The organism is Acinetobacter sp. AOR18_HL (genome assembly GCF_027855145.1).
Lineage (GTDB): Bacteria > Pseudomonadota > Gammaproteobacteria > Pseudomonadales > Moraxellaceae > Acinetobacter > Acinetobacter pittii.
Genome location: NZ_JAKTIG010000080.1, coordinates 59,592 through 83,178 on the forward strand (window position 1 = coordinate 59,592; position 23,587 = coordinate 83,178).

Genomic DNA, 23,587 nt, shown 5'->3' on the forward strand with positions numbered 1-23,587 from the left:
AACAGAATTAAACTATGTCAAAGAGTTTTTCAAGCAGGAGAAGTTGTTTAATGAACGTACAACGATTGAAAAAAAAGAACAGCATTGATATTTCAAGAAAATTATCATTGAAGTGTGTCTTGGTCACAATCAGTCTTGTATTAGCCGCATGTCAAAGTGCACCCGAACAAACTACGAAAAAAGTTCAAACAAAAAGAACAGTTCATCAGACTCAAACCCCTGTTGTAAAAAAGAGAGTGAGTTTAGATGGCATTCAAGATATTGATTGGCAGATCACTCAGATCAGTGGTCATAAGGCAAAATTTTTTAACCAATGGCCTACTCTTTCACTGAACTCAGCAGTCAAAACAGTATCGGGACATACTGGCTGTAATGCTGTTTTTGGCCGTTATACATTTAACTTCAGTCAGCAAAAACTTGATATGCAAGTAAATGCAGGCCATTCAAGCTGTGATGGTGCTTTGGCTCAAGAAGCAGAGCTAGTAGATGCTTTGCAACGTATTCAACGCTTTCAACTCGTAGGTAATACCCTATATCTACTTGACCAGAGTGGTCAGCGCCTCATTCAGGCACAAAAGAAATAAAAGGTGGTTTTTACCACCTTTTTTATATTTACAGGGCTTGTAACATCGTAGTTGGAATATCTGTAATTAAGCCTTGAACCTCTAAATCACGCAGCCTTTTTGCTCTTTCTACATCATTGACTGTCCAGACACTAATGTTCAAACCAGCTTGATGTGATAGTTGGATCATTTCATCTGTTGCCAGCTGATCATGCCAACCAATATGACCGCAACCATATTGATGCGCGAGTTCAATTGCCGTTGCCCCAACAGGAAGTTCAACTAACAATCCGCGTTTAAATTGAGAGTTTATATCGCTTAAGGCAGTTAAAATTTGAAGATCAAAACTTGTGATGGTTACAACTTTTTCAAAGCCCTGTAATTCCGTCTCAAGCTTTTGAACGAGCTTTTCGGCCAACGCCATATCTCTTACAGCTTTAACTTCAACTTCAATATGATCGAAATTATCAAGTAAGTTTAAAACACCTGTAAGGGTCGGTGTTGATTCAGAAGTTGGCCAATTGGGCCAGCCTTGCCGATGATCGAATAACAACGCTTGAGCCAAAGTCGATTGCTCTACAATTTGATCGACTCCAGCTGTACGCAAAAAATTGTCATCATGAATAACAACTAACTCTTGGTCTTGAAGCTGACGAATATCAAATTCGACACCACGAATACCTAAATTTTTTATATGCTGAAACCCACCAAGTGTATTTTCAGGAGCTTCTCGGCGTGCACCACGATGACCAATAACGCGCATAATTTTCTTCTATGAAATATTTTAACTATGGTCTCTTTAAAATGAGTAGAGACCATGTTTAATCTAATCTATTTTTAAATAATCTCATTAATATTTTTTTGCCAAAGTACTTCTTGTCCGCCTTCGGCACGCTGTAAAGCACGCGATGCGACAAATAACCAGTCAGATAGACGGTTTAAAAGTTGGAGTGCTGTAGCTTGAATATTTTGATCACGAGTTTGCACCGACATGAGTGATCGCTCTGCACGGCGGCAAACGGCACGGGCTTGATGAGCATAACTACAAGATAAAGAACCAGACGGTAGAATAAACTCCTTAAGCATCGGTAAGTCTTCATTCATACGATCAATTTCTTTTTCAAGAAATTCAATACAAACTGGCTGGAGTAGATTGTAATTTGGAATACAAACCTCTCCACCTAAATCAAAAAGCCAATGTTGAATTAGACTTAAGCTTTTATCCCAATCAGCCTTATCAGTTACTTGGCTATCTGTGATTTGAGCACGAAGTACCCCAATAATGGCGTTGAGTTCATCAACATCACCAAGTGCCGTAATTCGTAAATCATCCTTGGCAACACGAGAACCATCGCCTAAACCTGTTGTACCTGAGTCGCCTGTGCGTGTATAGATTTTGCTTAAACGGTGTCCCATGATGGATATCCTGAACATAAAAAAGGGATAATGTCGGTCAGAACATTACCCCGAAACTGGAGTTAAGAAAATATTTTTATAGTTGGTGTGAGAAATTAATAACGGAAAGTTACGCCAACAGAAGCTTGACGGCCACCGTTCACATACCAGTTACTAAAGTTGTAAACTGTTTTATATTCAGCATCACCTACATTTTCGATATTAGTAAATACTTTAACGTTTGGATTGATATTCCAGTAAGCATTTAAATCGACAGTAGCATAGCCTGGTACTTTTTGTGGATTAGAGCTATTCTGCGCATTAGAGCTAGAGCGGGCAATAACAGAAGCGCTAACACCGTAAACAGCATTTTCTAAACCTGTAGTTAAGGTAAGTGTTTGTTTAGGTCGATAAGCAATTTCTAAACCAGTTTCTTTATTCTCAGTTTTTACATAGGCATATTCAGTCGATAAAAATAGATCATCTTGTTTCCATTTAAATCCAACTTCTCCACCAGAAAATTGTGCTTTGTTTAGATTTTCATAAGTACTAGTCGTTGTATTAGTTGCAACATCAAAGCTTGAAGTTGAGGCAATTAAATTTTTGACGTCTGTTTTGTATGCCGATAAATATGCTGTTAATGCAGGAGTAAACTGATGATCTAAGCCAATTTCATATGAAGTACTTTCTTCTGGTTTTAGATTAGTATTCCCATAAGTATGATAAATTCCAAAAGAACCATAATCCGCTTCGCTGTGATAATACAATTCAGTAAGTGAAGGAGCTCTAAATGCTGTTCCGATATTTGCATATATACTGGTTGACGGTAATACAAAGTAACGAATAGCCCCTTGTCCTACATTATGTGTTCCAAATTTTTCATTATCTTCGAGGCGGACGCCTAATTGCGTGCTGATTTTATCAGTTTTATATTGATGTTGTAGATAATAGCCAGTAGAGTCAATATCTTGCTTTCCATTTAAAATGGAGGCATCTTGATACTCTGTATTATCAATACTTGTGCCAACCAAGATGTTTTGTGCCTGTGTAAATTGCCACTTAACATTTAAATCACCTTCATTGCGTTTAGTGTCGGCATGATAAGGTGATGATTCACGATACTTCTGTGTATCTTTAAAATTAGAATATCTTGTATTGATAGTGATATTAGTTGTCGGTTTGTATTCGACTCTGGTACTGACTAACTGATTGTCAAACTCACGTTTAGCTGTATTACTTATGCCACCATTGTCTGAATAATTATTAGCGCCTTTATTTTGAGAAATTTCAACACTTGTATTTAAATTATTTTTATTGTCATATCCTAATTTTGCGCTATAACCTTTTTGATCATAAGCAGCTTTTAAATTGTCTGGTTGTGTGTTGAAAATATGTGTTCCATCACTTTCCATACTTTGCCCACGAATCTGAGCAAAGAATCCTGCATCACTGACTAAATCTGTTCCAATAATGGCCTTATAAGTATTATCTTCACCATAAATACCTGTAACGAATGCAGAGTTTCTTTCAGGTGTAGATGTAATCATTTGGATCACACCACCAATCGCATCAGTACCATATTGAACTGATGCAGGACCTTTTAATATCTCAATGCGGTCAAGATTAGTTGTATCTAAAAGTTCAGGATAGATTGGGGAAAGGGTATTTGGAGTATTTAGACGTGCTCCATCTTTTAATAACAGTACATGATTTGGATTTGTACCACGAATCAAAAGATTAGTGCCTTGTCCAAGACCACCATTTTGTTTGATATAAATAGATGCATCTTTTTGTAAGATATTAGATAAATTTGAAATAGGATTTTTTTCAATTTCTTCTTTTGAAATCACTGAAATCCGCGCCGGAACTTCACTTGCTTTTTCAGCACTTTTTGAAGCAGTCACTACAATTGGATCAAGCTGAGTTACATTCGTTGCATCTTCAGCAAAAATAACAGGTGAAAACCCCATCGCAATAGCGATAGCCCCTACCAGACGAGTAGGTTGAAAAGACTTAGACATAACATGCTCCATACATTCACCCCACGTGAATGATCGGGTAGATAGATGAAACAAGTAGGTCTCCGGACTTCAGCGCCATATTTATGTTATGGACATATTCACCTTCCCACATTACTGCAGTGGCGTAAGTCGAGAACGACTTAAAAAATATGCTTTACATTGTTACCGTTGCGGGGGCAGTGCCGGACTTTCACCAGCTTCCCTAAAGCATGAATTGCTTACACTTGCTTCCAATTTTACGCAGTATAAAGTGGCGATTTACTTCATACAATGTCATTTGGAGCAATTCTCAGAGAACTTTTACGCAAGGGACAAAAATTGCATTACAATGGCGCTTATTTTAAGAAATGGTCGTAGTTTAGGCAGATCATGAACCCATCAAACCAAAAACGTACACGAGCAAAAATCTGTGGAATTACTCGGATGCAAGATGTTCAGGCAGTTGTTGTTGCTGGAGCGGATGCGATTGGTTTTGTTTTTTTTCCGCCAAGTCCAAGACATGTAACAGTTGAACAGGCCCAAGAATTAGCAAAAGTAATTCCGCCTTATGTACAAATGGTAGGTTTGTTTGTAAATGCGAGTGCTACTGAAATTCAGGATGTACTTGATTGTGTTCCCCTAGATGTATTACAACTACATGGCGATGAAACTCCAGAACAATGTCAGGAAATTGCTCGCCATTGTAAACGTCGCTGGTATAAAGCGATTCAGGTTAAACCTGATCTGGATGTAGTTGCTGAAATTCAAAAATATCAGGCGGCTGGTGCCAGTGCTGTATTGCTCGATGCGTGGCATCCTGAGCTCAAAGGGGGCACAGGACATCAGTTTGACTGGTCTAAGTTCCCAAAACTTGATATTCCATTAATCTTGGCAGGTGGTTTAAGCCCTGACAATGTCATTGACGCTATTCATACTACCGGTGCTTTTGCAGTAGATGTGAGCGGAGGCGTAGAGTCCGCAAAAGGTATAAAAGACCAACAACTCATTGAACGATTTATGCAAGGAGTCCAACGTGGATCAGCAAAACAATGTGATTGACTATACACAGTACCCAGATGCTGCAGGGCATTTCGGTATCCATGGCGGACGTTTTGTGTCAGAAACTCTAATGGCGGCATTAGAAGATTTAGAAAATCTCTATTCTCGCATGAAAAATGATGAACAGTTTTTGGCAGAATTCGACCGTGACCTCGCCTACTATGTAGGTCGTCCTAGTCCACTTTATTATGCTGAGCGATGGTCAAAAGAGTTAGGTGGTGCGCAAATTTACCTTAAACGTGAAGACTTGAACCATACAGGCTCACATAAGGTAAACAACACGATTGGTCAGGCGTTATTGGCAAAGCTTTCTGGTAAAAAACGTATTATTGCCGAAACTGGTGCAGGGCAGCATGGCGTAGCAACAGCAACAATTGCAGCACGTTTAGGTCTCGAATGTGTTGTTTATATGGGTGCTGAAGACGTTAAGCGTCAAGCGATGAACGTTTATCGTATGCGTTTGTTGGGTGCTACAGTTGTTCCTGTACAAAGTGGTTCTAAAACGCTGAAAGATGCCATGAACGAAGCGATGCGTGACTGGGTAACCAACGTTGATACGACATACTATGTAATTGGTACAGTTGCAGGCCCACATCCATATCCTCAATTGGTTCGTGACTTCCAGTCGATTATTGGCCGTGAAGCACGCAAACAGATCTTTGAGCAAGCAGGCCGCTTACCAGATGCATTAGTTGCGTGTGTGGGTGGCGGTTCAAATGCAATGGGCTTGTTCTATCCATTCTTAAACGATGCCAACGTGAAAATGTATGGTGTTGAAGCAGCTGGTTTTGGTATTGAAACTGGTAAACACTCTGCACCATTAAATGCGGGTCACGTGGGTGTATTACATGGTAACCGTACTTACTTGATGAGTGATGAACAAGGCCAGATTATTGAGACACATAGTATCTCGGCAGGCCTTGATTATCCGGGTGTTGGCCCTGAACATAGCTTCTTGAAAGATATGAAGCGCGTAGAGTACGTGCCGATTAATGATACAGAAGCTCTACAAGGTTTCCGTGATTTAACCAAAATCGAAGGGATTATTCCTGCACTTGAAAGCTCGCATGCTATGGCGTACGTCTCTAAGCTTGCACCGACGATGTCTAAAGATCAGATTATTATTGCGACTGTTTCAGGCCGTGGTGATAAAGACTTAATGACAGTTGCACGCATTGATGGCGTAGAAATGGTTGAGATGTAAGAGGAAAAAATGCCAAGTTTGTTTATGGTGATGTTAGGCGGGCGTCATGCTCGCGCTAATACAGAAGTTCATGATGTAGTCATGGCTGTAGGAGATACTTTGGAAGAAGTTTATCCTCAACTTAAACAGGCTTGGTTTGGGGAGGCTCAAGGATTGCATATTGATGCTTGGGCCAAGCTCTCAGGAGTTAGCTCTCAAGGGCAAAATTATCAAATTCATTTTACAGATGCTGCTCCACAACCAGATGATTTAAAATTATATTTAATTAATCTGGGCGGATATAATGCAAGTGAATTCGGTGAACTTCACCGTTATGAGTTTGTGGTTGCACCGAATGCGGTAGCTGCCAAACAATTAGGTAAACAATTTATAGATCGGCAGTGGCAAAAAGCACATACAGATCGAGTCATTGATATTGATGACTGCTTAGCGATAGATTGTGTAGCAGGGCGCTATATTCATTTAATAAAAGGCGATTTTGCTGAAACAATTTGGGAAAATACGTATTTGACCGTGGTATAGGTCATTTGAAATCTAATATTCATATGGAAGTGGGTAAATGGATTTAATTCAAGAAAATGGACAGCCTCGCTACGGGCGTTTTGAATCTGTACCGTCAACCATTCACGTACAACATTATATTTATAAAACCCCTTACGGTAAGGTCCTTAAAGGCTGGCGTAAGCAATTAAAATATAAAAAATTTAAATTCTGCGGCATTCAACATAAACACTATAGTATTGGTCTGGCAATTGCAGATATTGGCTGGGTTGGGCACGGTTTTTTCTATATTTATGACCATGAAACAGAGCAAGTCATCGAGTGGAATGCGATTCAGCCTTTGGGGCATAAAACCTACCTTGATGAACAGCCCTTATTTAATCAAAGTTATTTTTCTAAATCGCCTTATCAGTTTGATATCCAGCATGCCAATGGTGTGCGATACATTCGAGTCACTAAATATGGTGAGATTCAGCTTAGCGCTCGTATTTTTTGTGCTGGAACCGATATATTAAGTTTGTGTACACCAACTGGCATCAATGGTTGGACTTATACCCAAAAGCAGACCACATTGGCTGTAGAGGGAATGTTTATTAATAAGCAAAACCAAGTCGTACAATTTGATGAAAAGACATTTGCCTCTTTAGATGATACCTGCGGTTTTTTGCGACCTGAAACGGCTTGGTTCTGGCTTTCATGTAATTTCTGGGATGAGCAAGGGCGTCGTATTGGTTTAAATTTAGCTTCTGGTGTTAATGAAAGTTTTGGTAATGAAAACTGCTTATGGATTAACGGAGTTTTATTTCCACTAACTGATGTTTTATTTGAAAAAGTAAATGATGAGCTTTGGCAAATTAGCTCTTTAGATCAAAAACTTAATCTACAGGTCCATATTGGTTGGTGCCGATACGAAAATATTAATTTAAGAATGATCGGCAGCCAGTTCAATCAGTGGCAAGCTAAAATTAGCGGAACGATTGAGCATGAGGCAACCGATATCATCAATTGCTACGAACAATATGGTTTACTAGAACAACATTATGCGAAATGGTAACAAGCAGGTTATAAACCTGCTTGCCAGAATGCCTCACCAGCTGCAATAGGATCATTTGTCTTTTCGAGTGTTTCAATCCAAACAGGATATTGACGAATGACTGGATGCTGACTTGGATGAAAGTCTTTTTTAAACCAATCTAAATATTGGCTTTTCATGGCAGTTAATGTGCCATTTTTGCCGAAGAACCAAGGTAAACCTTTAAGGTTCATCAAGAGTCTTTCTCTTGGACTAAAGCCATCACATTTCAACATGATGTTGGTGCGATAGAGTGTAAAGCCAAACATTAGTACTGTCGTAAGAACCAATACAAAACGACGAGTCGACTCAGGAACTTCACCTACTTGTTTCATGACATCAAAAGCAACATCGCGGTGCTCCATCTCTTCAATGGCATGCCAAGCAAACAGCGCTCGAACATAGGGGTGAGCATTTTCTAAAGTTTTTTTATGGCTATAAAACGTTTCTGCCATTAGCGCTGTTAAATGTTCCGCTGCTGCTGTCATCGCAATATTGTATTGTGGTGAGCGTTTGGTGAGTTCAAAACGAAAAATTCTTTTAAGTGTGGCTGTGAACTGGTCAACAGGCATGCCTTGCTCTTTCATGAGCTGATTCATTTTGTCATGTGCAATACCGTGTTGAGCTTCTTGTTTAATAAAGTCTGCAACCCGTTTTTGTAGTTCAGGATCATCAATTTTGTCTCGGAACATACGGACACATTCAATAAAATAACGCTCTCCATCTGGAAAGGTTAAGCTGAGCGCATCAAACATACGAGTCAAAAAAGGATCATTATTAAACCAAAAGCGAGGCGCTTCGTTTAAATGAAAATCTAGATCTTTACGAACTACTGGCTCGACCTGATAAGAAACATGTGCGTTCATATTTTTATTTCTCGCATCTAACATGTTCATTAGTATGTCGCTAATAGTCGGCTTTGTTTTGACAGTTATTGCCAATTTTTATACAGTTTGCGACAAGATGGCATTAAAAAAAGGATGAGCCATGCAGGATTTTACGATTTCAAATGGCTACTTTTATCTGTGGAATACTTATCTAAAAGAGAAAGGAATCGATTGGCAGGCATTAAACCTTACAGATGTTCAGGCCCGTCAAGTTCAAAATATTTTAGCTTCATCTATTGATGCTCAATCTTCTTTAAACTTTTTTCTTGAACTTTTAGAGCTGACAGAGTCTCGTCTACAAGTTTCTAATTTAGCCCTAGAAATGGCAACTTGTATTACACCTGCCAATTTTGGTGTACTGGGATATATGGCTTCTCGGAGTGGCAGCTTTGCAGAGGTTCTTGAATATGTCATGAAATTTCATCGTCTCGTGATTGACGGTGAGCAAGTCGTGCCTATGCAAGTTGAACAAGATGCTTCTAACATTCGTCTGTATTGGCCGCTAGTTGATGCCAGTAATATCATACTTTGTGAGCTGACTTTAGCTGCTATGGTTCAGCTTGCTAAACAAATTGCTCCTTTCCATGATTTTCTCTTGCAGCATGTTGAGTTTGTGCACCGCTCACGTGGTCCCTTAGTTCACTATCAGCGTTTCTTTCAATGTAAATTATCATTTGAGCAACCTTACTATGCATTAACTTTTGCAAGTGAGGGATTGAATGTTCGTCCTCGACATGCGGACCCCAGCTTAATGCAACTTTTGGTGAAACAAGCAGAAGAGGCATTAGCTCAGCGGAAAATACATACAGATTTAGCCCAGCAAATACATTGGATTGTTCATGAATATTTTAAACATAAGCAACAAGCCCCTAAAATAGAGGATATTGCCATCGAGTTGAATATTTCAGTACGAAGCTTGCAGCGTCAATTACAGTCATTAAATACTTCATTTAAATTAATTTTAGATACTGAACGCATGAAACGCTGTGAAATATTACTTCACCAAAATGAAAGCCTCACCACAATTGCTGAACAGTTAGGATATTCCGATCAGTCGGCACTTGCACGGGCTCATAAAAATTTGACAGGACAAACTTTACTCACGCGGAAAAAGGAATTACAACTCGCCAATAAAAATATTGAGAAATAAGTTTTGTGTGATTGTTTTTTGATCGGGAAGCAATCTAATAATGGCTCGAAAATAGGAAGCTTTGATCATTGAGAAAAGTTTCAAAATATTGATAAATGTACACCATGGGTTGTATGAATCATACAATCGAATATCGCCATAACGTTAGACCTGTTCAATGGACAAAAAATAGCGTTAAAATGCGATGTTCTTGTATTTCTACAAACAACTCCTCAATTTTAAATAATTCAAGGAAAGCACAACCCTATGTCACGTCTTGCCACCCGTTTTGAAAAGCTTAAGTCCCAACAACGTAAAGCGCTTGTATCTTATGTTATGGCGGGTGATCCACAGCCACAAGTAACGGTTCCGTTACTGCATAAAATGGTTGCGGCAGGAGTAGATGTCATTGAGCTTGGTTTACCATTTTCAGATCCAATGGCTGATGGTCCGGTAATTGCGCTTGCAGCTGAACGTGCGCTTGCAGCAGGGACTAACACGTTGGATGCACTCAACATGGTAAAAGAGTTCCGTGAGCAGGATCAGGAGACACCTGTTGTTTTAATGGGTTATCTCAATCCGGTTGAGGTGATTGGTTACGAGAAGTTTGTTTCTCATGCGAAACAATGTGGTGTAGATGGCTTATTACTTGTGGATTTACCACCAGAAGAGTCAAAAGAGTTTGGTGCTGTGTTGAAACAACATGATATGGACCAAATTTTCTTGCTTGCGCCAACTTCTACAGATCAACGCATTCAACATGTGACTAATCAGGCAAGTGGTTTTATTTACTACGTTTCACTTAAGGGTGTAACTGGAGCAGCAACACTTGATACGGCAGAAGCTGCTGCGCGTATTCAAAAAATCAAAAATGCCACTAATATTCCAGTGGGTGTTGGTTTTGGTATTAGTGATGCCGCTTCAGCAAAAGCAATGGGTAATGTTGCTGATGCCGTGATTGTAGGTAGTGCTTTCGTTAAAAATTTTGCAACGTTGGCAGCGGATGACGCTGTTGAACAGACGGTGAGTAAAGTCAAGGAGCTTCGAGCAGCGCTCGATGAGTTAGTATGAATCAAGAAGTGAAACCAGGGAAAGTTCTTAGCCCTTCGACACCATGGACAAAACGTCCGGTTCCAGGTATTGAAGTCGCAGATGAGCAACAAATTCTCAAAGCAACATTTACTGAGCCAACGATTGAATGTCCTGAATGTCATGCACTAGTGACACGTACAGCAATTTCTTTCAATGCATATGTTTGTCCGCAATGTGACGAACACTTACGAATGAAAGCTCGTGACCGCTTGAACTGGTTCTTCGATAATGTTGTAACTGAATTGGGTCAAGAATTTACTGCAAAAGATCCATTAAAGTTTGTTGACTCTAAACCGTATCCAGATCGTATGCGTGAAGCGCAAAGCAAAACTGGTGAAACGGAAGCGTTAATTGCCATGCAAGGTAACTTAAATGGCGTAGATATGATTGCATGTGCTTTTGAGTTCGACTTTATGGGCGGCTCAATGGGTACAGTTGTAGGTGATCGTTTTGTAAAGGCTGCCGAGCTTGCAATTGAAAAACGTCAGCCATTAATCTGTTTCGCAGCTTCTGGCGGCGCGCGTATGCAAGAAGGTATGTTGTCGCTTATGCAAATGGCGCGTACTTCTGCTGCGATTCAAAAATTAAAAGATGCTGGCTTACCATATATCGTCGTGTTAACACATCCTGTGTATGGTGGTGTAACAGCTTCTTTAGCAATGTTGGGTGATATTCATATTGCTGAACCTAAAGCAATGATTGGCTTTGCTGGTAAGCGTGTAATTGAGCAGACTGTACGTGAAACTCTTGAAGAACCGTTCCAACGTGCTGAATATTTGCTTGATCATGGTGTAATCGATCAGATTGTTCATCGTCATGCTTTACGTGATACTGTATCTCGACTTGTATCGAAATTGATGAACTTACCTTGAACCAACAAGCTCCACTTTCAATAGACTCTTTAGATACATGGCTCAATTATTGGAGCCATGTTCACGTTACAGGGATAGATCTTGGTCTGGAACGTGTAATTCCTGTTGCAGAAAAGCTGGGTGTAACTCAGCCTCATGCTAAAGTTTTTACAGTAGCCGGAACGAATGGTAAAGGCTCAACCACAACCACACTGGCTGCGATATTAAACGCACAGGGTTATAAAGTTGGGTTATATCAGTCACCGCATATCTATCGCTTTAATGAGCGAGTTAAGTTAGGTGGAGTTGAAGTCGATGATCAAAGTCTGATTGATGCTTTTGTTCAAGTCGATCAGGCTCGTCGCGATTGTGATTTAAGCTTATCTTTTTTTGAAGCAACCACTTTGGCTGCTTTTGTTATTTTTAAACAACAACAATGTGATGTATGGGTGCTCGAAGTCGGTTTGGGCGGACGTTTAGATGTCGTCAATGTGATTGATCCCGACATTGCAGTGATTACTAATATTGGCCTAGATCATATAGACTGGTTAGGCGATACCATCGAAAAAATTGCTTTTGAAAAAGCAGGCATTATTCGTCCATATATTCCGGTTATCTTCGCGGGTGAGCAACAATTACCGCAAGCAATTCAAGATAAAGCACAAAGTTCACAAGCAGACTTATATACCGTTAATCGTGATTATTTTTATAAGCTCGCAGAAGATGGACAAAACTGGTACTTTGCTTCGGAAGGAACCACTTTAAAACTTCCTTTAGGTACATTAGCGATTGAAAATATTGCAGGAGCAGTTGCGGCCATTTTAAATAGCGGACTAGAGATTTCTCAGTCAGCATTAGAAAAAGGTATTCAATCTGCTCGCTTAGCAGGGCGTTTTGAACAGCGCCAAGTGGACGGGAAAACGGTCATTTTTGATGCTGGGCACAATCCACATGGTGTTGAATTTTTGTTAAAGCAATTGCGAAATTTCTTAGAATACAATAAACAGTACACAGAAGTTGTCGCAGTATTTTCAATGCTGGCAGATAAAGATATAAAATCAGTGGTCGATTTATTGAAACCTACTGTTTTACATTGGAAAATTGCTGAATTGAATGTGCCGCGTGCTGCACCGATTCAGCAACTCAATGATGCCTTGCAAGGCCAGACAGTACAACAATATGGCAATATCAAAGAGGCTTTTAAATCAGCGCTTGAGCAAACAAATAACAATCAGCTGATTTTGGCCTGTGGTTCGTTTCATACTTTAGAAGCGATTTGGGAGTATTTGGAAGAATGTCAATGAATAACAAACAACGCTGGATGGGTGGCGTTGTTTTACTAGGAGGTGGTGTTTTATTGGCAGCATTACTTCTAAAAGGAAATGAGGAAATAAAACAGGTTGAAGCTCAACCATCCGCATCCACATCGCCAAAAACTCAAACTAAACCAAAACAGACAACTGAAGGGCAAATGGTACAACTACAACCGCTTGCGGTTGATGTTGAGACTGAAAAACGTTTGCTAGAAGAACAGCGTCGTGCACGTGAAAAGGCCGTTGCTGAACAAGAAGCACGTGCAGCTGAGTTCTTAGCAATGCAGCAGCAAGCTGAAGCTGATGCTGCTCGTAAAGCTGCAGCAGAGTACGCTGCGATTAATGCGCGCCGTACAGCGGCTCAAGAAAGTTCAGATAATATTCCACCGGAGTTAGTGGGTGAGGCGAAAGCTAAAAACCAGCAAACCAATACGGTGAATAAAATAACTGATACTTCAAAAATAGATGCAGACAAAAAAGCTGCTGAAGCAAAACGCCAAGCAGAAGCAGACAAGAAAGCAGCTGAAGCTAAACGACAGGCAGAAGCAGACAAAAAAGCAACTGAAGCAAAACGCCAAGCAGAAGCAGAAAAGAAAGCAGCTGAAGCTAAACGACAGGCAGAAGCAGATAAAAAAGCTGCTGAAGCAAAACGCCAAGCAGAAGCAGACAAGAAAGCTGCTGAAGCCAAACGACAAGCAGAAGCTGATAAAAAAGCCTCCGATGCTAAACGAAAAGCTGAGGCTGAGAAAAAAGCTGAAGCTGAAAAAGCACGTGAACTGCTTGAAAATGGCGATAAAAAGTGGATGGTTCAAGTCGCTTTGGCTGCTAACCAAGCCAATGCAGATGCAGTTGTTTCTAAATTACGAGCTAAAGGCTATAAGGTCACTACAAGCCCAACCAGTAAGGGTATTCGTATTATGGTTGGACCTGCAAAAGACCGTGATACAGCAGATGCTGCTCGTAAGAAAATTACTTCTGATTCAAGTTTAAACATGAAATCAGCGTGGGTGATTGACTGGGTACCGTTAGACCAACGTTAACCAAATTAAAAATTCCACTCAAGATGTTACTAAGATGGATTCGACAGTTGCTGTTGAATCCATTTTACATTTTCAGGTGTAAATAATCGGTCAATGTTCTTCCAAATAATATGATAACCGTAACCCCCTTGTTTCATTTCCTTAACCGCATCATCAATTGCCCAATTTTCAAAAATAATGCGATACATGGCAACGCTGGCGCCTGTACGATCTGAACCATGGTAGCAGTGCAATAAAACGCGCTGATCATTCTGTTTGGCAAGTTTGATTTGTAGCATGACTTCTAAGAGGTCATGTCGGTCAATTGCCCAAGTGTTGATAGGAATATGCACAAGATTAAAATTTTCATTTTTAAAAACTAAACTATCTGCGTCTTTGGCTCTTAAATTAATGATCGTTCCAATTTGATGATTCTTTAATTCAGAAATCATTGCAGTATCAGGTTGTTCACTGCGATAAACATCATTACTAATTTGATAAAAGTTATGAGTCTGAGAAACTAAGCTTCCCCAATCTTGTGGTCGATGCTCATGGGCGATACTTTCGTGCTGAATACACCCTTGTAAACTTATACAGATGACAAGTGTAAGGAGCGATAATTTCTTCATGTTTGATACCGTTTAAGCTCATCGGGGTCGTGAGCACAAATTATTTCAATCGTGGGTTCATGTTGGGCTAAATGCTGTAAACGCTTGAGGTTAAAAAGACGCTTTTCATTATCTTCTGCAAATGTTTTTTCCACCAGACCAAGTGATCTTAATTTATTTTTAGGGTTTAACTCTAGGTGTGAGTAGTAGGCATCTCCACAAAATAATAACCATTGATTTTGTTGCTTTATGGCAATCCCGCAATGTCCAGCTGTATGTCCTAACAGTGGTATCATTAAAATTTCATCTTGAAACAGCGGAAAACCTTTGACTTTTTCGAGGTTGAACCATGCTTCACCTTTTTGATATTCAACGAAGTTCCAATACCGATGATCTTTATATTGATTGGTTCTATAGCGAAGTTTGCCTTTAAAATTTGGAAGTTGGGCAGCGTTGTATTCTGCTGCTAAAACATGAATTGTGGCATGAGGAAAATCTGAGATACCACCAGCATGGTCAAAATCAAGATGAGTGACAAAAATATGCTGTACATCTTTGGGACTAAACCCGAGCTTTTGAATTTGTTGGATCGCACTAAATTCAAGATTATGCTCAATATTGCCTAAGCGTTTAACTAATGAGCCTAGGCGCTGCTTCATATGTAAGTAATCTTGCAAGCCAAAGCCAGTATCGATAAGCACTAAGCCTCGATCAGTTTCAACTAAAAGACAATGACAGATTACTTCAGCTCGGAAGCCTTTTTGTCCAAATAAGGGTGCACAAACTGGGCACATGCTGCCGCACTTTAAATGATGAATTTTATAGATCATGATTTTTATTTTTTTACCGAATCGTTTCGAGTTATAACTGATCTGGACAATAAAAACCATGAGTATTCAATACATAAATAAAAAAGCCATCACTACGGATGACTTTTTCGGGTGTGATATTTAATCTAAGTGTGCCTACGCGCTTTGCTTGTCTTGTAGGGAATTTTTCAGATATTTGCCTACGCACTGCGTTTGTCTTGCAAGCAATAAAACCTTTAGTCGGTTTTATTGTTTTCAGGCTGTGGCGTGAGGCGTAAATAAGGTTTAACAGCCGTATAACCTTTAGGGAAACGTTGTTTAATTTCTTCTTCATCTTTAAGTGATGGCACAATAACGACATCTTCACCTTGCTGCCAGTTCGCAGGTGTAGCGACTTTATGCTTGTCTGTTAATTGTAATGAATCCACAACACGTAAGACTTCGTTAAAATTTCGGCCCGTCGAAGCAGGGTAGGTAATGATTAAGCGAACTTTTTTGTTAGGATCAATAATTACTAAAGAACGCACCGTGAGTGTTTCACTGGCATTAGGATGGATGAAACCATAAAGCTCAGATACTTTACGATCTTTATCTGCAATGATTGGAAAGTTTACAGTTGTATTTTGTGTTTCATTGATGTCGTTGATCCAGCCTTTGTGAGACTCTACATCATCTACTGACAAAGCAATCGCTTTAACATTACGCTTCGTAAATTCATCTTTTAATTTTGCTGTATAACCTAATTCAGTTGTACATACGGGAGTATAGTCGGCTGGATGTGAAAATAAGATTCCCCAACTATCCCCTAAAAAATCATAAAAATTAATTGTGCCTTCACTCGATTCTTGTTGAAAATCGGGAGCAGTATCTCCTAATCGTAGTGTCATGATCGTTCCTCAATTGCGCATAATTTGTTATTCGATTGAATGAATATGCAGCATTTACTTTATGATTAAAATTATTGTTTTTGTATTTTATTATGAACTTTTTATATAAGTGTAAATATATATGACTAAAACTCATTATTTTAAGTGCTTAATCAATGTAACTTTAAGGTAAATTTGCTAAATTAGATTTCTCGGAAGTTATGCTTAATCGATGAGCGTTAATGGTGTGTTTTTGGTGCTCGGCACATTAAGGGGAGATTAGATGAATGAAAAAACCATTCGTCTAACTATCAGTTTTTTTTTAGGGGTTTTGTGCAAACCCCTTGTACTTCAAATTTCTGGCACCATAATAAACGACTGAGAAAAAGTTTATTCATTTGACCAAGCAAGATTTAGAGAGTTTATCCATGTTGGCAAGTCTGATCGGAGGTATCTTCGGTACAAAAAATGAGCGTGAACTCAAACGCATGCGCAAAATTGTTGAGCAAATCAATGCGCTCGAGCCGACGATATCAGCTTTAAGCGATGCAGACTTATCTGCAAAAACTCCAGAATTCAAACAACGTTATAATAATGGCGAAAGTTTAGATAAATTACTTCCAGAAGCGTTTGCAGTTTGTCGTGAAGCTGCTAAGCGTGTGATGGGTATGCGTCACTATGACGTTCAGTTAATCGGTGGTATTACTTTACATGAAGGTAAGATTGCCGAGATGCGTACTGGTGAAGGTAAAACCCTTATGGGTACTCTGGCGTGTTATTTAAACGCTTTGAGTGGCCAAGGTGTACATGTCATTACTGTGAACGATTATTTGGCACAGCGTGATGCCGAGTTGAACCGCCCATTATTTGAATTTTTGGGTCTATCAATTGGTACGATTTATTCAATGCAAGGTCCGTCAGAAAAAGCGGCAGCTTACCTTGCCGATATTACTTACGGTACCAATAACGAATTCGGTTTTGACTATTTACGTGACAACATGGTGTTTTCTTTAGCAGAAAAGAAACAACGTGGTTTGCACTATGCCATTATCGATGAAGTTGACTCCATCTTAATTGATGAGGCTCGTACACCATTAATTATTTCTGGTCAAAGTGAAGACTCTTCACACCTCTACAGTGCAATCAATACGATTCCACCTAAATTACATCCGCAAAAAGAAGAAAAAGTAGCAGATGGTGGGCATTTCTGGATTGATGAAAAGCAGCGTTCAGTTGAAATGACCGAGGTTGGTTATGAAACTGTTGAACAAGAACTTATTCAGATGGGCTTGTTGGCTGAAGGCGAAAGCTTATATTCAGCAACAAACCTGAACCTTGTTCACCATGTATCTGCTGCTATTCGTGCGCATTTCCTATTCCAACGTGATGTTCACTATATTATTCATGATGGTGAAGTGGTTATTGTCGATGAACATACGGGTCGTACGATGCCTGGTCGTCGTTGGTCAGAAGGTTTGCATCAAGCTGTTGAAGCAAAAGAAGGCTTAGAAATTCAGCCTGAAAACCAAACTTTAGCGACAACAACATTCCAGAACTATTTCCGTCTCTATAAAAAGCTTTCAGGTATGACAGGTACTGCTGATACTGAAGCTGCGGAAATGAAAGAAATTTACGGTCTTGATGTTGTGATTATTCCAACTCACCGTCCAATGATTCGTAACGACCAAAACGATTTAATTTATTTAAACCGTAACGGCAAATATAACGCGATTATTCAAGAAATTATGAATATTCGTCAGCAGGGTGTTGCTCCAATTTTGATTGGTACAGCAACCATTGAAGCCAGCGAAATTTTATCTTCTAAGCTAATGCAAGCTGGTATTCATCATGAAGTTTTGAATGCAAAGCAGCATGAGCGTGAAGCTGACATTATTGCTCAAGCGGGTAGCCCGAATGCAGTAACGATTGCAACTAACATGGCTGGTCGTGGTACGGATATTATCTTGGGTGGTAACTGGAAAGCTAAGCTTGCCAAACTTGAAAACCCAACAGCAGAAGATGAAGCACGTCTAAAAGCACAATGGGAACAAGACCACGAAGATGTATTGCAAGCCGGTGGTTTGCATATCATTGGTTCTGAACGCCATGAATCACGTCGTATTGATAACCAGTTACGTGGTCGTGCCGGTCGTCAGGGTGACCCTGGTGTTTCTCGCTTCTATTTATCTCTTGAAGATGACCTTATGCGTATTTTCGCAGGCGACCGTGTCGTTGGTATGATGCGCGCGATGGGTTTAAAAGAAGATGAAGCGATTGAACATAAAATGGTGAGCCGTTCGATTGAGAATGCTCAGCGTAAAGTTGAAGCGCGTAACTTCGATATTCGTAAGAACTTGTTGAAATACGATGACGTGAATAATGAACAGCGTAAGATTATTTATTCACAACGTGATGAAGTATTAGCTGAAAACACCTTAAAAGAATACGTTGAAGAAATGCATCGTGAAGTGATGCAAGGCATGATTGCTAACTTTATTCCACCAGAGTCAATTCATGACCAGTGGGATGTGGAAGGTTTAGAAAATGCTTTACGTATTGATTTAGGTATTGAGCTTCCAATTCAAGAATGGTTAGACCAAGATCGTCGTTTAGATGAAGAAGGTTTGGTTGAGCGTATTAGCGATGAAGTAATTGAGCGTTATCGTCAGCGCCGTGCTCAAATGGGTGATGAATCAGCAGCAATGCTTGAGCGCCATTTCGTTTTAAACTCTCTTGATCGCCATTGGAAAGATCACTTGGCTGCAATGGATTATTTGCGTCAAGGTATTCACTTACGTGGCTATGCGCAAAAGAACCCTGAGCAGGAATATAAGAAAGAAGCCTTCAACTTGTTCGTAAACATGTTGGGTATTATTAAAACTGATGTTGTAACTGATTTGTCTCGTGTACATATCCCAACACCAGAAGAACTTGCAGAAATGGAAGCTCAACAGCAGCAGCAAGCTGAATCAATGAAGCTTTCTTTTGAACATGATGATGTAGATGGTTTAACTGGTGAAGTTACACTTTCTCAAGAAACCATGAACGAGTCTGCCGATCAGCAAGCTTTCCCTGTTCCAGAAAGCCGTAATGCCCCATGCCCATGTGGTTCAGGATTAAAATATAAGCAATGTCACGGTAAGATCTAATCTGCCTTCACAAAAAAAGCAGAACAATTGTTCTGCTTTTTTTATGTTTGTAGTAAGCCTGTGAATAATGTTTGCAGTTTTAAGCATTAAATGCTATTTACTTCTCATCCAGAGTGTATGTTGGAAAGACAATGAAAAAAGTATTACAACCTTTATTTTTAACTGTTCTTGCTGTACCAAGTTTTGTTTTTGCAGCAGAAGCAGCTTCAGCCCCTCAAACGACAACGGTTGACAAAGTACTTGCAGCAAAAGGCCCAACTTCGGCTCAAGCTGTAGTGAAGCAAGAAAATACTACAGTGATTAGTCCACGTACAGGTATTCGCTATACGTTGGGTAACACAGGTAATCGCCCAATTATTTTACAAACTACAGCGATTGCTCCGGCAAACTCAGCAAACATTAATCGAATTGTGGCAAGTAACCCAGCTCTTTCTGCAAAAAGCCAAGAAAAAGCAAAAGTTGCTTTAATTGGTGAAGCAGCAGTAGCAGGACCAGCAGCAGTTGCAGCAAGCAATGTAACAGCGCCAGCTGCAACAAATAGTGTTGCTCCCGCAAATCCTGCATCAATTAATTAATTCATATACGTATAAAAAAGCCAGTTCAAATTGAACTGGCTTTTTTATGGGGGTGTCTTTACAACTTTAAATCTGATTATTCACATCATCATTTTTTGTTTCACGAATGAGTAAGAATGCGATAAGTGATAAAAGTGATGCAGCAGTAAGATAATAACCAACCGCATATAAACCATAAGTTTCAGCAAGTTTAGTCGCAATCAGTGGGGCAAACGATGCACCAAAAATACCAGCCAAGTTAAAAGTTAATGCTGAACCTGTATATCGAACTGAAGTTGGGAAAAGTTCAGAAAGAACTGTACCAATTGGACCATAGGTTAAGCCCATAATCGCCAAGCCAGTACATAAGAAAAGGAATACGATTAAGGTATTTCCAGACTCTAACATACTAGAGAAGAACAAGCCGAAAATCGCAGCAGCGATACAGACGCCAATAGAAGTTGTTTTCCGACCAAATTTTTCTGCAAAAATAGCAGATAAAGGAATAAATGCGGCAAAGCAAAGTGTGGCAAACAATTGAAGTTCTAAAAACTCTCCACGCGCATAACCCAGTTTAGTGGTTCCCCAGTTTAAGGCAAATACGGTAGTAAGATAGAACACAACAAAGGTACAGATTGCTGCAACTGTACCAAGAATAAGCTTACCTGTATGTTTGGTTAAGACTTCTTTAAATGGAATATTAACTTCTTTTTGCTTATCTAAGACTTTCTGGAAAGCTGGAGTTTCATGAAGTTTTAAACGGATATATAAGCCAACAATAACCAATACAGCACTGGCAATGAATGGAATACGCCAACCCCATTGCATGAATGCTTGCTCAGGAATAACTGCACTCAATAATAAGAATGAACCTGTTGCCAGAATAAAGCCAATTGGAGCACCTAGCTGTGGAAACATCCCGTACCATGCTCTTTTACCTTCTGGGGCATTTTCAGTCGCTAATAATACTGCGCCGCTCCATTCACCGCCTAAACCTAAGCCTTGTCCTAAACGACAAACAGCTAATAGTAATGGTGCGATAATTCCGATTTGAGCATAAGTTGGAAGTAAACCAATACATACGGTTGAAATACCCATGGTCAGTAAAGCTGCAACTAGAGTTGCTTTACGACCGATACGGTCTCCTAGATGGCCAAATAATGCGGCACCGATAGGACGAGCAATAAAGGCAATTGCAAAGGTTGCCAGAGATTGTAAGACTGCGGCACTGCCACTACTAGCAGGAAAAAATAGGTGAGGAAAGATAATCACGGCAGCTGTTGCATAGATATAAAAGTCGAAGAACTCAATGGTTGTACCGACTAAGCTTGCAAACAAAACTCGTGTTTTTGAATTAGTGGCTACTACAGGAGCAGCAGTCGCAGAAGTTGACTCCATATAAGTCCTTATATCTGTTAAAATTTATTTTTAATGACTACTCTTTTTAAAGACGTATTTTTCTCAAAGAATAGCGTGAAAGAACATCATCCATGACTCTTTCAGGATCACTGAATATGAGTGAAAAATGGACTAAACTACGTACCAATAGATTGCAAGAAAATGTGCCCCTGCACCTAAAAGCACAAAAATATGCCAGATCGCATGGGTATATCTTACCTTTTTTAACGCGTAAAACAATGCTCCAACCGTATAAGCTAATCCGCCAATAATTAACAAAATCAACGCGTCTTTACTCAGATAGGTGCGCATATCATCCATAACAAATACAGCAAGCCACCCCATAAGAACATAAGCAAGTAGCGAAATTTTCTGAAAACGATGAATAAAAACTAACTTGAAAAGTGTACCAATTGCAGCAATGCTCCAGAGAGCAATAAGTAAAATATGAGCTTTTTGTGTAGGTATAGCAATGCTTAAGAACGGGGTATATGTTCCAGCAATTAAATAATAAATAGCAGTGTGGTCGAGTTTTTTATACCAGTAGCGTAGGTTTTGTGTTTGAGCAAAATGATAAAGTGTAGAACTGGTAAAAACTAGAATGAGACTAAATGAGTATACCCATAAGCCCACCCACTGAGCAGTTGGAAGATAAGATCCCTTTATAATTAAAAAGATAGAAGCTACAACTGCCATAACAACACCAGCACCATGACTATAGGCATTAAATAGTTCTTCTTTTGGATCGTAAGTTTCCAACACAGATTTACTCATAACTTTAATTTTTTTGATTAAAAATACAAATGTATAGAAATAAAAAACAGTCGTAAAGTTATTTTATTTTTAATCCTAGACCCTTTAAACTTCTATTTTATATGAGTCTTCATTTTTTAGGTATATCCGTGTCGGTTTTCTCCTTTGAGCAAGAACAGCAATTCTTTTATGAAATCAAGCAAATGCTTGACCAACAAGCTTTTGAGCGTTTGATCTTGAGCCAATATAAGGGAGAGTTGGCGCAACTGGAAAAAATCACTTTCCGCGTTGTAGAGCTACATGGACAAAAACAGCTTTCAGCTCTATACCATCATACGACCCAAGATGTGACTAAAAACTATTCATTTCAAGAAGGTTTGCAACAGATTGAGCAATTAATCATTCAGTGTAAGCAAGCAAACTTATTTTCGACTACTCAAGAAATTCAACTTAAAAAAAATAAGAAAAAAGCCATATTGAATATGGGGAAAAAGCAGGCGGTAAATGCGACACAAACGGTTCAGGCGCATGACCGTGAAAAGCAGCGCTATCTACAGCAGGGCAATGCATTTTTAAAAGAGCTGGGTATTACTGATGAAAAAGCTCAGGTCATTCCAAGCATGGCTCGTAAGTGGAAACAGATTAATAAATTTATCGAAATTTTTGCAAGTGCCTATGAACAAATTGATGCGTCTCCACAAGAGTTACGCATTGTCGATTTTGGATCAGGGAAAGGTTATTTAACTTTTGCATTGTATGATTATCTGCAACAACAACAGAAAACACCATTCATTACTGGTGTAGAGCTGCGCCGTAATTTGGTGGAGTTTTGCCAGAACGTTGCAGACAAAGTTCATTTCAATCATTTAGATTTTTTTGAAGGTGACGTTCGTAGTTATCAACCAGAAAAGTTGGATGTAATGATTGCCTTACATGCGTGTGATATTGCGACTGACTTTGCTATTCATACAGGAATTCGTTTAAACGCTTCGATGATTATGTGCGCGCCATGTTGTCACAAAGAGTTGCGCCCACAATTACATAGCCCAGAAGTTTTACAGCCAATGCTACAGTTTGGTATTCATGCTGGGCAACAAGCCGAGATGTTAACTGACACTTTACGTGCGTTACTTTTAAAAGCGTATGGTTATGAAACCAAAGTTTTTGAGTTTGTATCGCTTGAACACACCAGCAAAAATAAAATGATTTTGGCGACAAAACGCAAAAACGTTTCACAACCTGACGCCAAGATTATGTCTCAAATCCAAGCATTGAAAGAAATGTATGGTATTAAAAAACAAACGTTGGAATTGTTATTGCAAGATCAGTTGCCGATCGAAAATATCGGCTGTAAGTGCTAGGAAG

22 protein-coding genes and 1 riboswitch are annotated in these 23,587 nt (G+C 39.5%); of the genes, 13 read left to right on the plus strand and 9 right to left on the minus strand.

The genetic code is table 11. The annotated features are described in order from the left end of the window. The first annotated feature begins 50 nt into the window (after positions 1 to 50). The gene (locus MKL51_RS19090; RefSeq protein ID WP_032006062.1) at positions 51 to 584 is read left to right on the plus strand and encodes an META domain-containing protein; all 534 of its coding nucleotides are present in this window, start codon (positions 51 to 53) and stop codon (positions 582 to 584) included. 28 nt (positions 585 to 612) lie between these two features. Here the strand turns inward: MKL51_RS19090 and MKL51_RS19095 are convergent, their stop codons facing one another. The 3 genes from MKL51_RS19095 to MKL51_RS19105 form a co-directional block, all read right to left on the minus strand. Beyond that, the gene (locus MKL51_RS19095) at positions 613 to 1,326 is read right to left on the minus strand and encodes a glycerophosphodiester phosphodiesterase (RefSeq protein WP_032006060.1); all 714 of its coding nucleotides are present in this window, start codon (positions 1,324 to 1,326) and stop codon (positions 613 to 615) included. Between the two features lie 74 nt (positions 1,327 to 1,400). Next, entirely contained in the window at positions 1,401 to 1,979 is a 579-nt protein-coding gene (locus MKL51_RS19100) for a cob(I)yrinic acid a,c-diamide adenosyltransferase (protein ID WP_017482190.1), read from the minus strand. A gap of 95 nt (positions 1,980 to 2,074) precedes the next feature. Beyond that, on the minus strand, positions 2,075 to 3,991 hold the full coding sequence (locus MKL51_RS19105) for a TonB-dependent receptor plug domain-containing protein (RefSeq protein ID WP_017482189.1): 1,917 nt from the start codon (positions 3,989 to 3,991) through the stop codon (positions 2,075 to 2,077). A gap of 24 nt (positions 3,992 to 4,015) precedes the next feature. Next, positions 4,016 to 4,222, minus strand: a riboswitch (cobalamin riboswitch). A gap of 126 nt (positions 4,223 to 4,348) precedes the next feature. Between MKL51_RS19105 and MKL51_RS19110 the strand changes: the two genes are divergently transcribed. The 4 genes from MKL51_RS19110 to MKL51_RS19125 are packed head-to-tail and all read left to right on the plus strand — an operon-like array spanning position 4,349 to position 7,776. Further along, positions 4,349 to 5,017, plus strand: coding sequence for a phosphoribosylanthranilate isomerase (locus MKL51_RS19110; protein WP_032006058.1), 669 nt, complete (start codon positions 4,349 to 4,351; stop codon positions 5,015 to 5,017). Continuing rightward, positions 4,992 to 6,221 carry a tryptophan synthase subunit beta gene (gene trpB, locus MKL51_RS19115; protein ID WP_017482187.1) on the plus strand — a complete coding sequence of 410 codons (1,230 nt, stop codon included), beginning with the start codon at positions 4,992 to 4,994 and terminating at the stop codon, positions 6,219 to 6,221. The genes MKL51_RS19110 and trpB overlap by 26 nt, the downstream gene beginning before the upstream one ends. 9 nt (positions 6,222 to 6,230) lie before the next feature. After that, positions 6,231 to 6,743: a DUF1543 domain-containing protein gene (locus MKL51_RS19120; protein WP_001139542.1), complete on the plus strand. Its 513-nt coding sequence runs from the start codon at positions 6,231 to 6,233 to the stop codon at positions 6,741 to 6,743. Positions 6,744 to 6,780: 37 nt separating this feature from the next. Further along, entirely contained in the window at positions 6,781 to 7,776 is a 996-nt protein-coding gene (locus MKL51_RS19125; RefSeq protein ID WP_017482186.1) for a DUF2804 domain-containing protein, read from the plus strand. A gap of 8 nt (positions 7,777 to 7,784) precedes the next feature. Here the strand turns inward: MKL51_RS19125 and MKL51_RS19130 are convergent, their stop codons facing one another. Further along, positions 7,785 to 8,660 carry a metal-dependent hydrolase gene (locus MKL51_RS19130; RefSeq protein ID WP_025468518.1) on the minus strand — a complete coding sequence of 292 codons (876 nt, stop codon included), beginning with the start codon at positions 8,658 to 8,660 and terminating at the stop codon, positions 7,785 to 7,787. A gap of 121 nt (positions 8,661 to 8,781) precedes the next feature. On the opposite strand from MKL51_RS19130, the gene MKL51_RS19135 reads away from it, so the two are divergent. The 5 genes from MKL51_RS19135 to MKL51_RS19155 all read left to right on the plus strand — a co-directional run bounded on the left by MKL51_RS19135 (position 8,782) and on the right by MKL51_RS19155 (position 14,106). Next, positions 8,782 to 9,831, plus strand: a complete 1,050-nt coding sequence (locus MKL51_RS19135; RefSeq protein WP_017482184.1) for an AraC family transcriptional regulator — start codon at positions 8,782 to 8,784, stop codon at positions 9,829 to 9,831. A gap of 246 nt (positions 9,832 to 10,077) precedes the next feature. Further along, a complete protein-coding gene (trpA, locus tag MKL51_RS19140; protein WP_002116163.1) occupies positions 10,078 to 10,881 on the plus strand; it encodes a tryptophan synthase subunit alpha in 804 nt (267 codons plus the stop codon). Continuing rightward, the gene (gene accD / locus MKL51_RS19145) at positions 10,878 to 11,774 is read left to right on the plus strand and encodes an acetyl-CoA carboxylase, carboxyltransferase subunit beta (RefSeq protein WP_002116475.1); all 897 of its coding nucleotides are present in this window, start codon (positions 10,878 to 10,880) and stop codon (positions 11,772 to 11,774) included. The genes trpA and accD overlap by 4 nt, the downstream gene beginning before the upstream one ends. After that, positions 11,771 to 13,057 carry a bifunctional tetrahydrofolate synthase/dihydrofolate synthase gene (folC, locus tag MKL51_RS19150; protein WP_017482182.1) on the plus strand — a complete coding sequence of 429 codons (1,287 nt, stop codon included), beginning with the start codon at positions 11,771 to 11,773 and terminating at the stop codon, positions 13,055 to 13,057. Before accD ends, folC begins: the two co-directional genes overlap by 4 nt. Then, positions 13,048 to 14,106: an SPOR domain-containing protein gene (locus tag MKL51_RS19155; RefSeq protein ID WP_032006052.1), complete on the plus strand. Its 1,059-nt coding sequence runs from the start codon at positions 13,048 to 13,050 to the stop codon at positions 14,104 to 14,106. Before folC ends, MKL51_RS19155 begins: the two co-directional genes overlap by 10 nt. Positions 14,107 to 14,135: 29 nt before the next feature. Here the strand turns inward: MKL51_RS19155 and MKL51_RS19160 are convergent, their stop codons facing one another. The 3 genes from MKL51_RS19160 to MKL51_RS19170 form a co-directional block, all read right to left on the minus strand. After that, a complete protein-coding gene (locus MKL51_RS19160; protein ID WP_270904386.1) occupies positions 14,136 to 14,714 on the minus strand; it encodes a dual specificity protein phosphatase family protein in 579 nt (192 codons plus the stop codon). Next, entirely contained in the window at positions 14,711 to 15,523 is an 813-nt protein-coding gene (locus MKL51_RS19165) for an MBL fold metallo-hydrolase (protein ID WP_181949729.1), read from the minus strand. Before MKL51_RS19165 ends, MKL51_RS19160 begins: the two co-directional genes overlap by 4 nt. A gap of 215 nt (positions 15,524 to 15,738) precedes the next feature. Next, positions 15,739 to 16,389, minus strand: a complete 651-nt coding sequence (locus MKL51_RS19170; protein ID WP_017482178.1) for a peroxiredoxin — start codon at positions 16,387 to 16,389, stop codon at positions 15,739 to 15,741. Positions 16,390 to 16,796: 407 nt separating this feature from the next. Between MKL51_RS19170 and secA the strand changes: the two genes are divergently transcribed. After that, on the plus strand, positions 16,797 to 19,517 hold the full coding sequence (gene secA, locus MKL51_RS19175; RefSeq protein WP_017482177.1) for a preprotein translocase subunit SecA: 2,721 nt from the start codon (positions 16,797 to 16,799) through the stop codon (positions 19,515 to 19,517). Positions 19,518 to 19,648: 131 nt separating this feature from the next. Beyond that, the gene (locus MKL51_RS19180; protein WP_032006050.1) at positions 19,649 to 20,092 is read left to right on the plus strand and encodes a hypothetical protein; all 444 of its coding nucleotides are present in this window, start codon (positions 19,649 to 19,651) and stop codon (positions 20,090 to 20,092) included. 66 nt (positions 20,093 to 20,158) lie between these two features. On the opposite strand, the gene MKL51_RS19185 is transcribed toward MKL51_RS19180, so the two are convergent. Beyond that, positions 20,159 to 21,469, minus strand: coding sequence for an MFS transporter (locus MKL51_RS19185; RefSeq protein ID WP_017482176.1), 1,311 nt, complete (start codon positions 21,467 to 21,469; stop codon positions 20,159 to 20,161). 132 nt (positions 21,470 to 21,601) lie between these two features. After that, entirely contained in the window at positions 21,602 to 22,243 is a 642-nt protein-coding gene (gene trhA / locus MKL51_RS19190) for a PAQR family membrane homeostasis protein TrhA (protein ID WP_017482175.1), read from the minus strand. Positions 22,244 to 22,371: 128 nt separating this feature from the next. Between trhA and MKL51_RS19195 the strand changes: the two genes are divergently transcribed. Continuing rightward, positions 22,372 to 23,583, plus strand: coding sequence for a class I SAM-dependent methyltransferase (locus MKL51_RS19195; RefSeq protein ID WP_032006048.1), 1,212 nt, complete (start codon positions 22,372 to 22,374; stop codon positions 23,581 to 23,583). The last annotated feature ends 4 nt before the right edge of the window (positions 23,584 to 23,587 follow it).

Coding starts and splice junctions, on each gene's coding strand:
- trpA (WP_002116163.1), top strand. CDS start 10,078: ATGTCACGTCTTGCCACCCGTTTTGAAAAGCTTAAGTCCCAACAACGT.
- MKL51_RS19090 (WP_032006062.1), top strand. CDS start 51: ATGAACGTACAACGATTGAAAAAAAAGAACAGCATTGATATTTCAAGA.
- MKL51_RS19180 (WP_032006050.1), top strand. CDS start 19,649: ATGAAAAAAGTATTACAACCTTTATTTTTAACTGTTCTTGCTGTACCA.
- MKL51_RS19155 (WP_032006052.1), top strand. CDS start 13,048: ATGTCAATGAATAACAAACAACGCTGGATGGGTGGCGTTGTTTTACTA.
- MKL51_RS19165 (WP_181949729.1), bottom strand. CDS start 15,523: ATGATCTATAAAATTCATCATTTAAAGTGCGGCAGCATGTGCCCAGTT.
- MKL51_RS19110 (WP_032006058.1), top strand. CDS start 4,349: ATGAACCCATCAAACCAAAAACGTACACGAGCAAAAATCTGTGGAATT.
- MKL51_RS19125 (WP_017482186.1), top strand. CDS start 6,781: ATGGATTTAATTCAAGAAAATGGACAGCCTCGCTACGGGCGTTTTGAA.
- secA (WP_017482177.1), top strand. CDS start 16,797: ATGTTGGCAAGTCTGATCGGAGGTATCTTCGGTACAAAAAATGAGCGT.
- MKL51_RS19160 (WP_270904386.1), bottom strand. CDS start 14,714: ATGAAGAAATTATCGCTCCTTACACTTGTCATCTGTATAAGTTTACAA.
- MKL51_RS19120 (WP_001139542.1), top strand. CDS start 6,231: ATGCCAAGTTTGTTTATGGTGATGTTAGGCGGGCGTCATGCTCGCGCT.
- MKL51_RS19170 (WP_017482178.1), bottom strand. CDS start 16,389: ATGACACTACGATTAGGAGATACTGCTCCCGATTTTCAACAAGAATCG.
- MKL51_RS19185 (WP_017482176.1), bottom strand. CDS start 21,469: ATGGAGTCAACTTCTGCGACTGCTGCTCCTGTAGTAGCCACTAATTCA.
- MKL51_RS19135 (WP_017482184.1), top strand. CDS start 8,782: ATGCAGGATTTTACGATTTCAAATGGCTACTTTTATCTGTGGAATACT.
- trhA (WP_017482175.1), bottom strand. CDS start 22,243: ATGAGTAAATCTGTGTTGGAAACTTACGATCCAAAAGAAGAACTATTT.
- MKL51_RS19095 (WP_032006060.1), bottom strand. CDS start 1,326: ATGCGCGTTATTGGTCATCGTGGTGCACGCCGAGAAGCTCCTGAAAAT.
- MKL51_RS19100 (WP_017482190.1), bottom strand. CDS start 1,979: ATGGGACACCGTTTAAGCAAAATCTATACACGCACAGGCGACTCAGGT.
- MKL51_RS19105 (WP_017482189.1), bottom strand. CDS start 3,991: ATGGAGCATGTTATGTCTAAGTCTTTTCAACCTACTCGTCTGGTAGGG.
- MKL51_RS19130 (WP_025468518.1), bottom strand. CDS start 8,660: ATGAACGCACATGTTTCTTATCAGGTCGAGCCAGTAGTTCGTAAAGAT.
- accD (WP_002116475.1), top strand. CDS start 10,878: ATGAATCAAGAAGTGAAACCAGGGAAAGTTCTTAGCCCTTCGACACCA.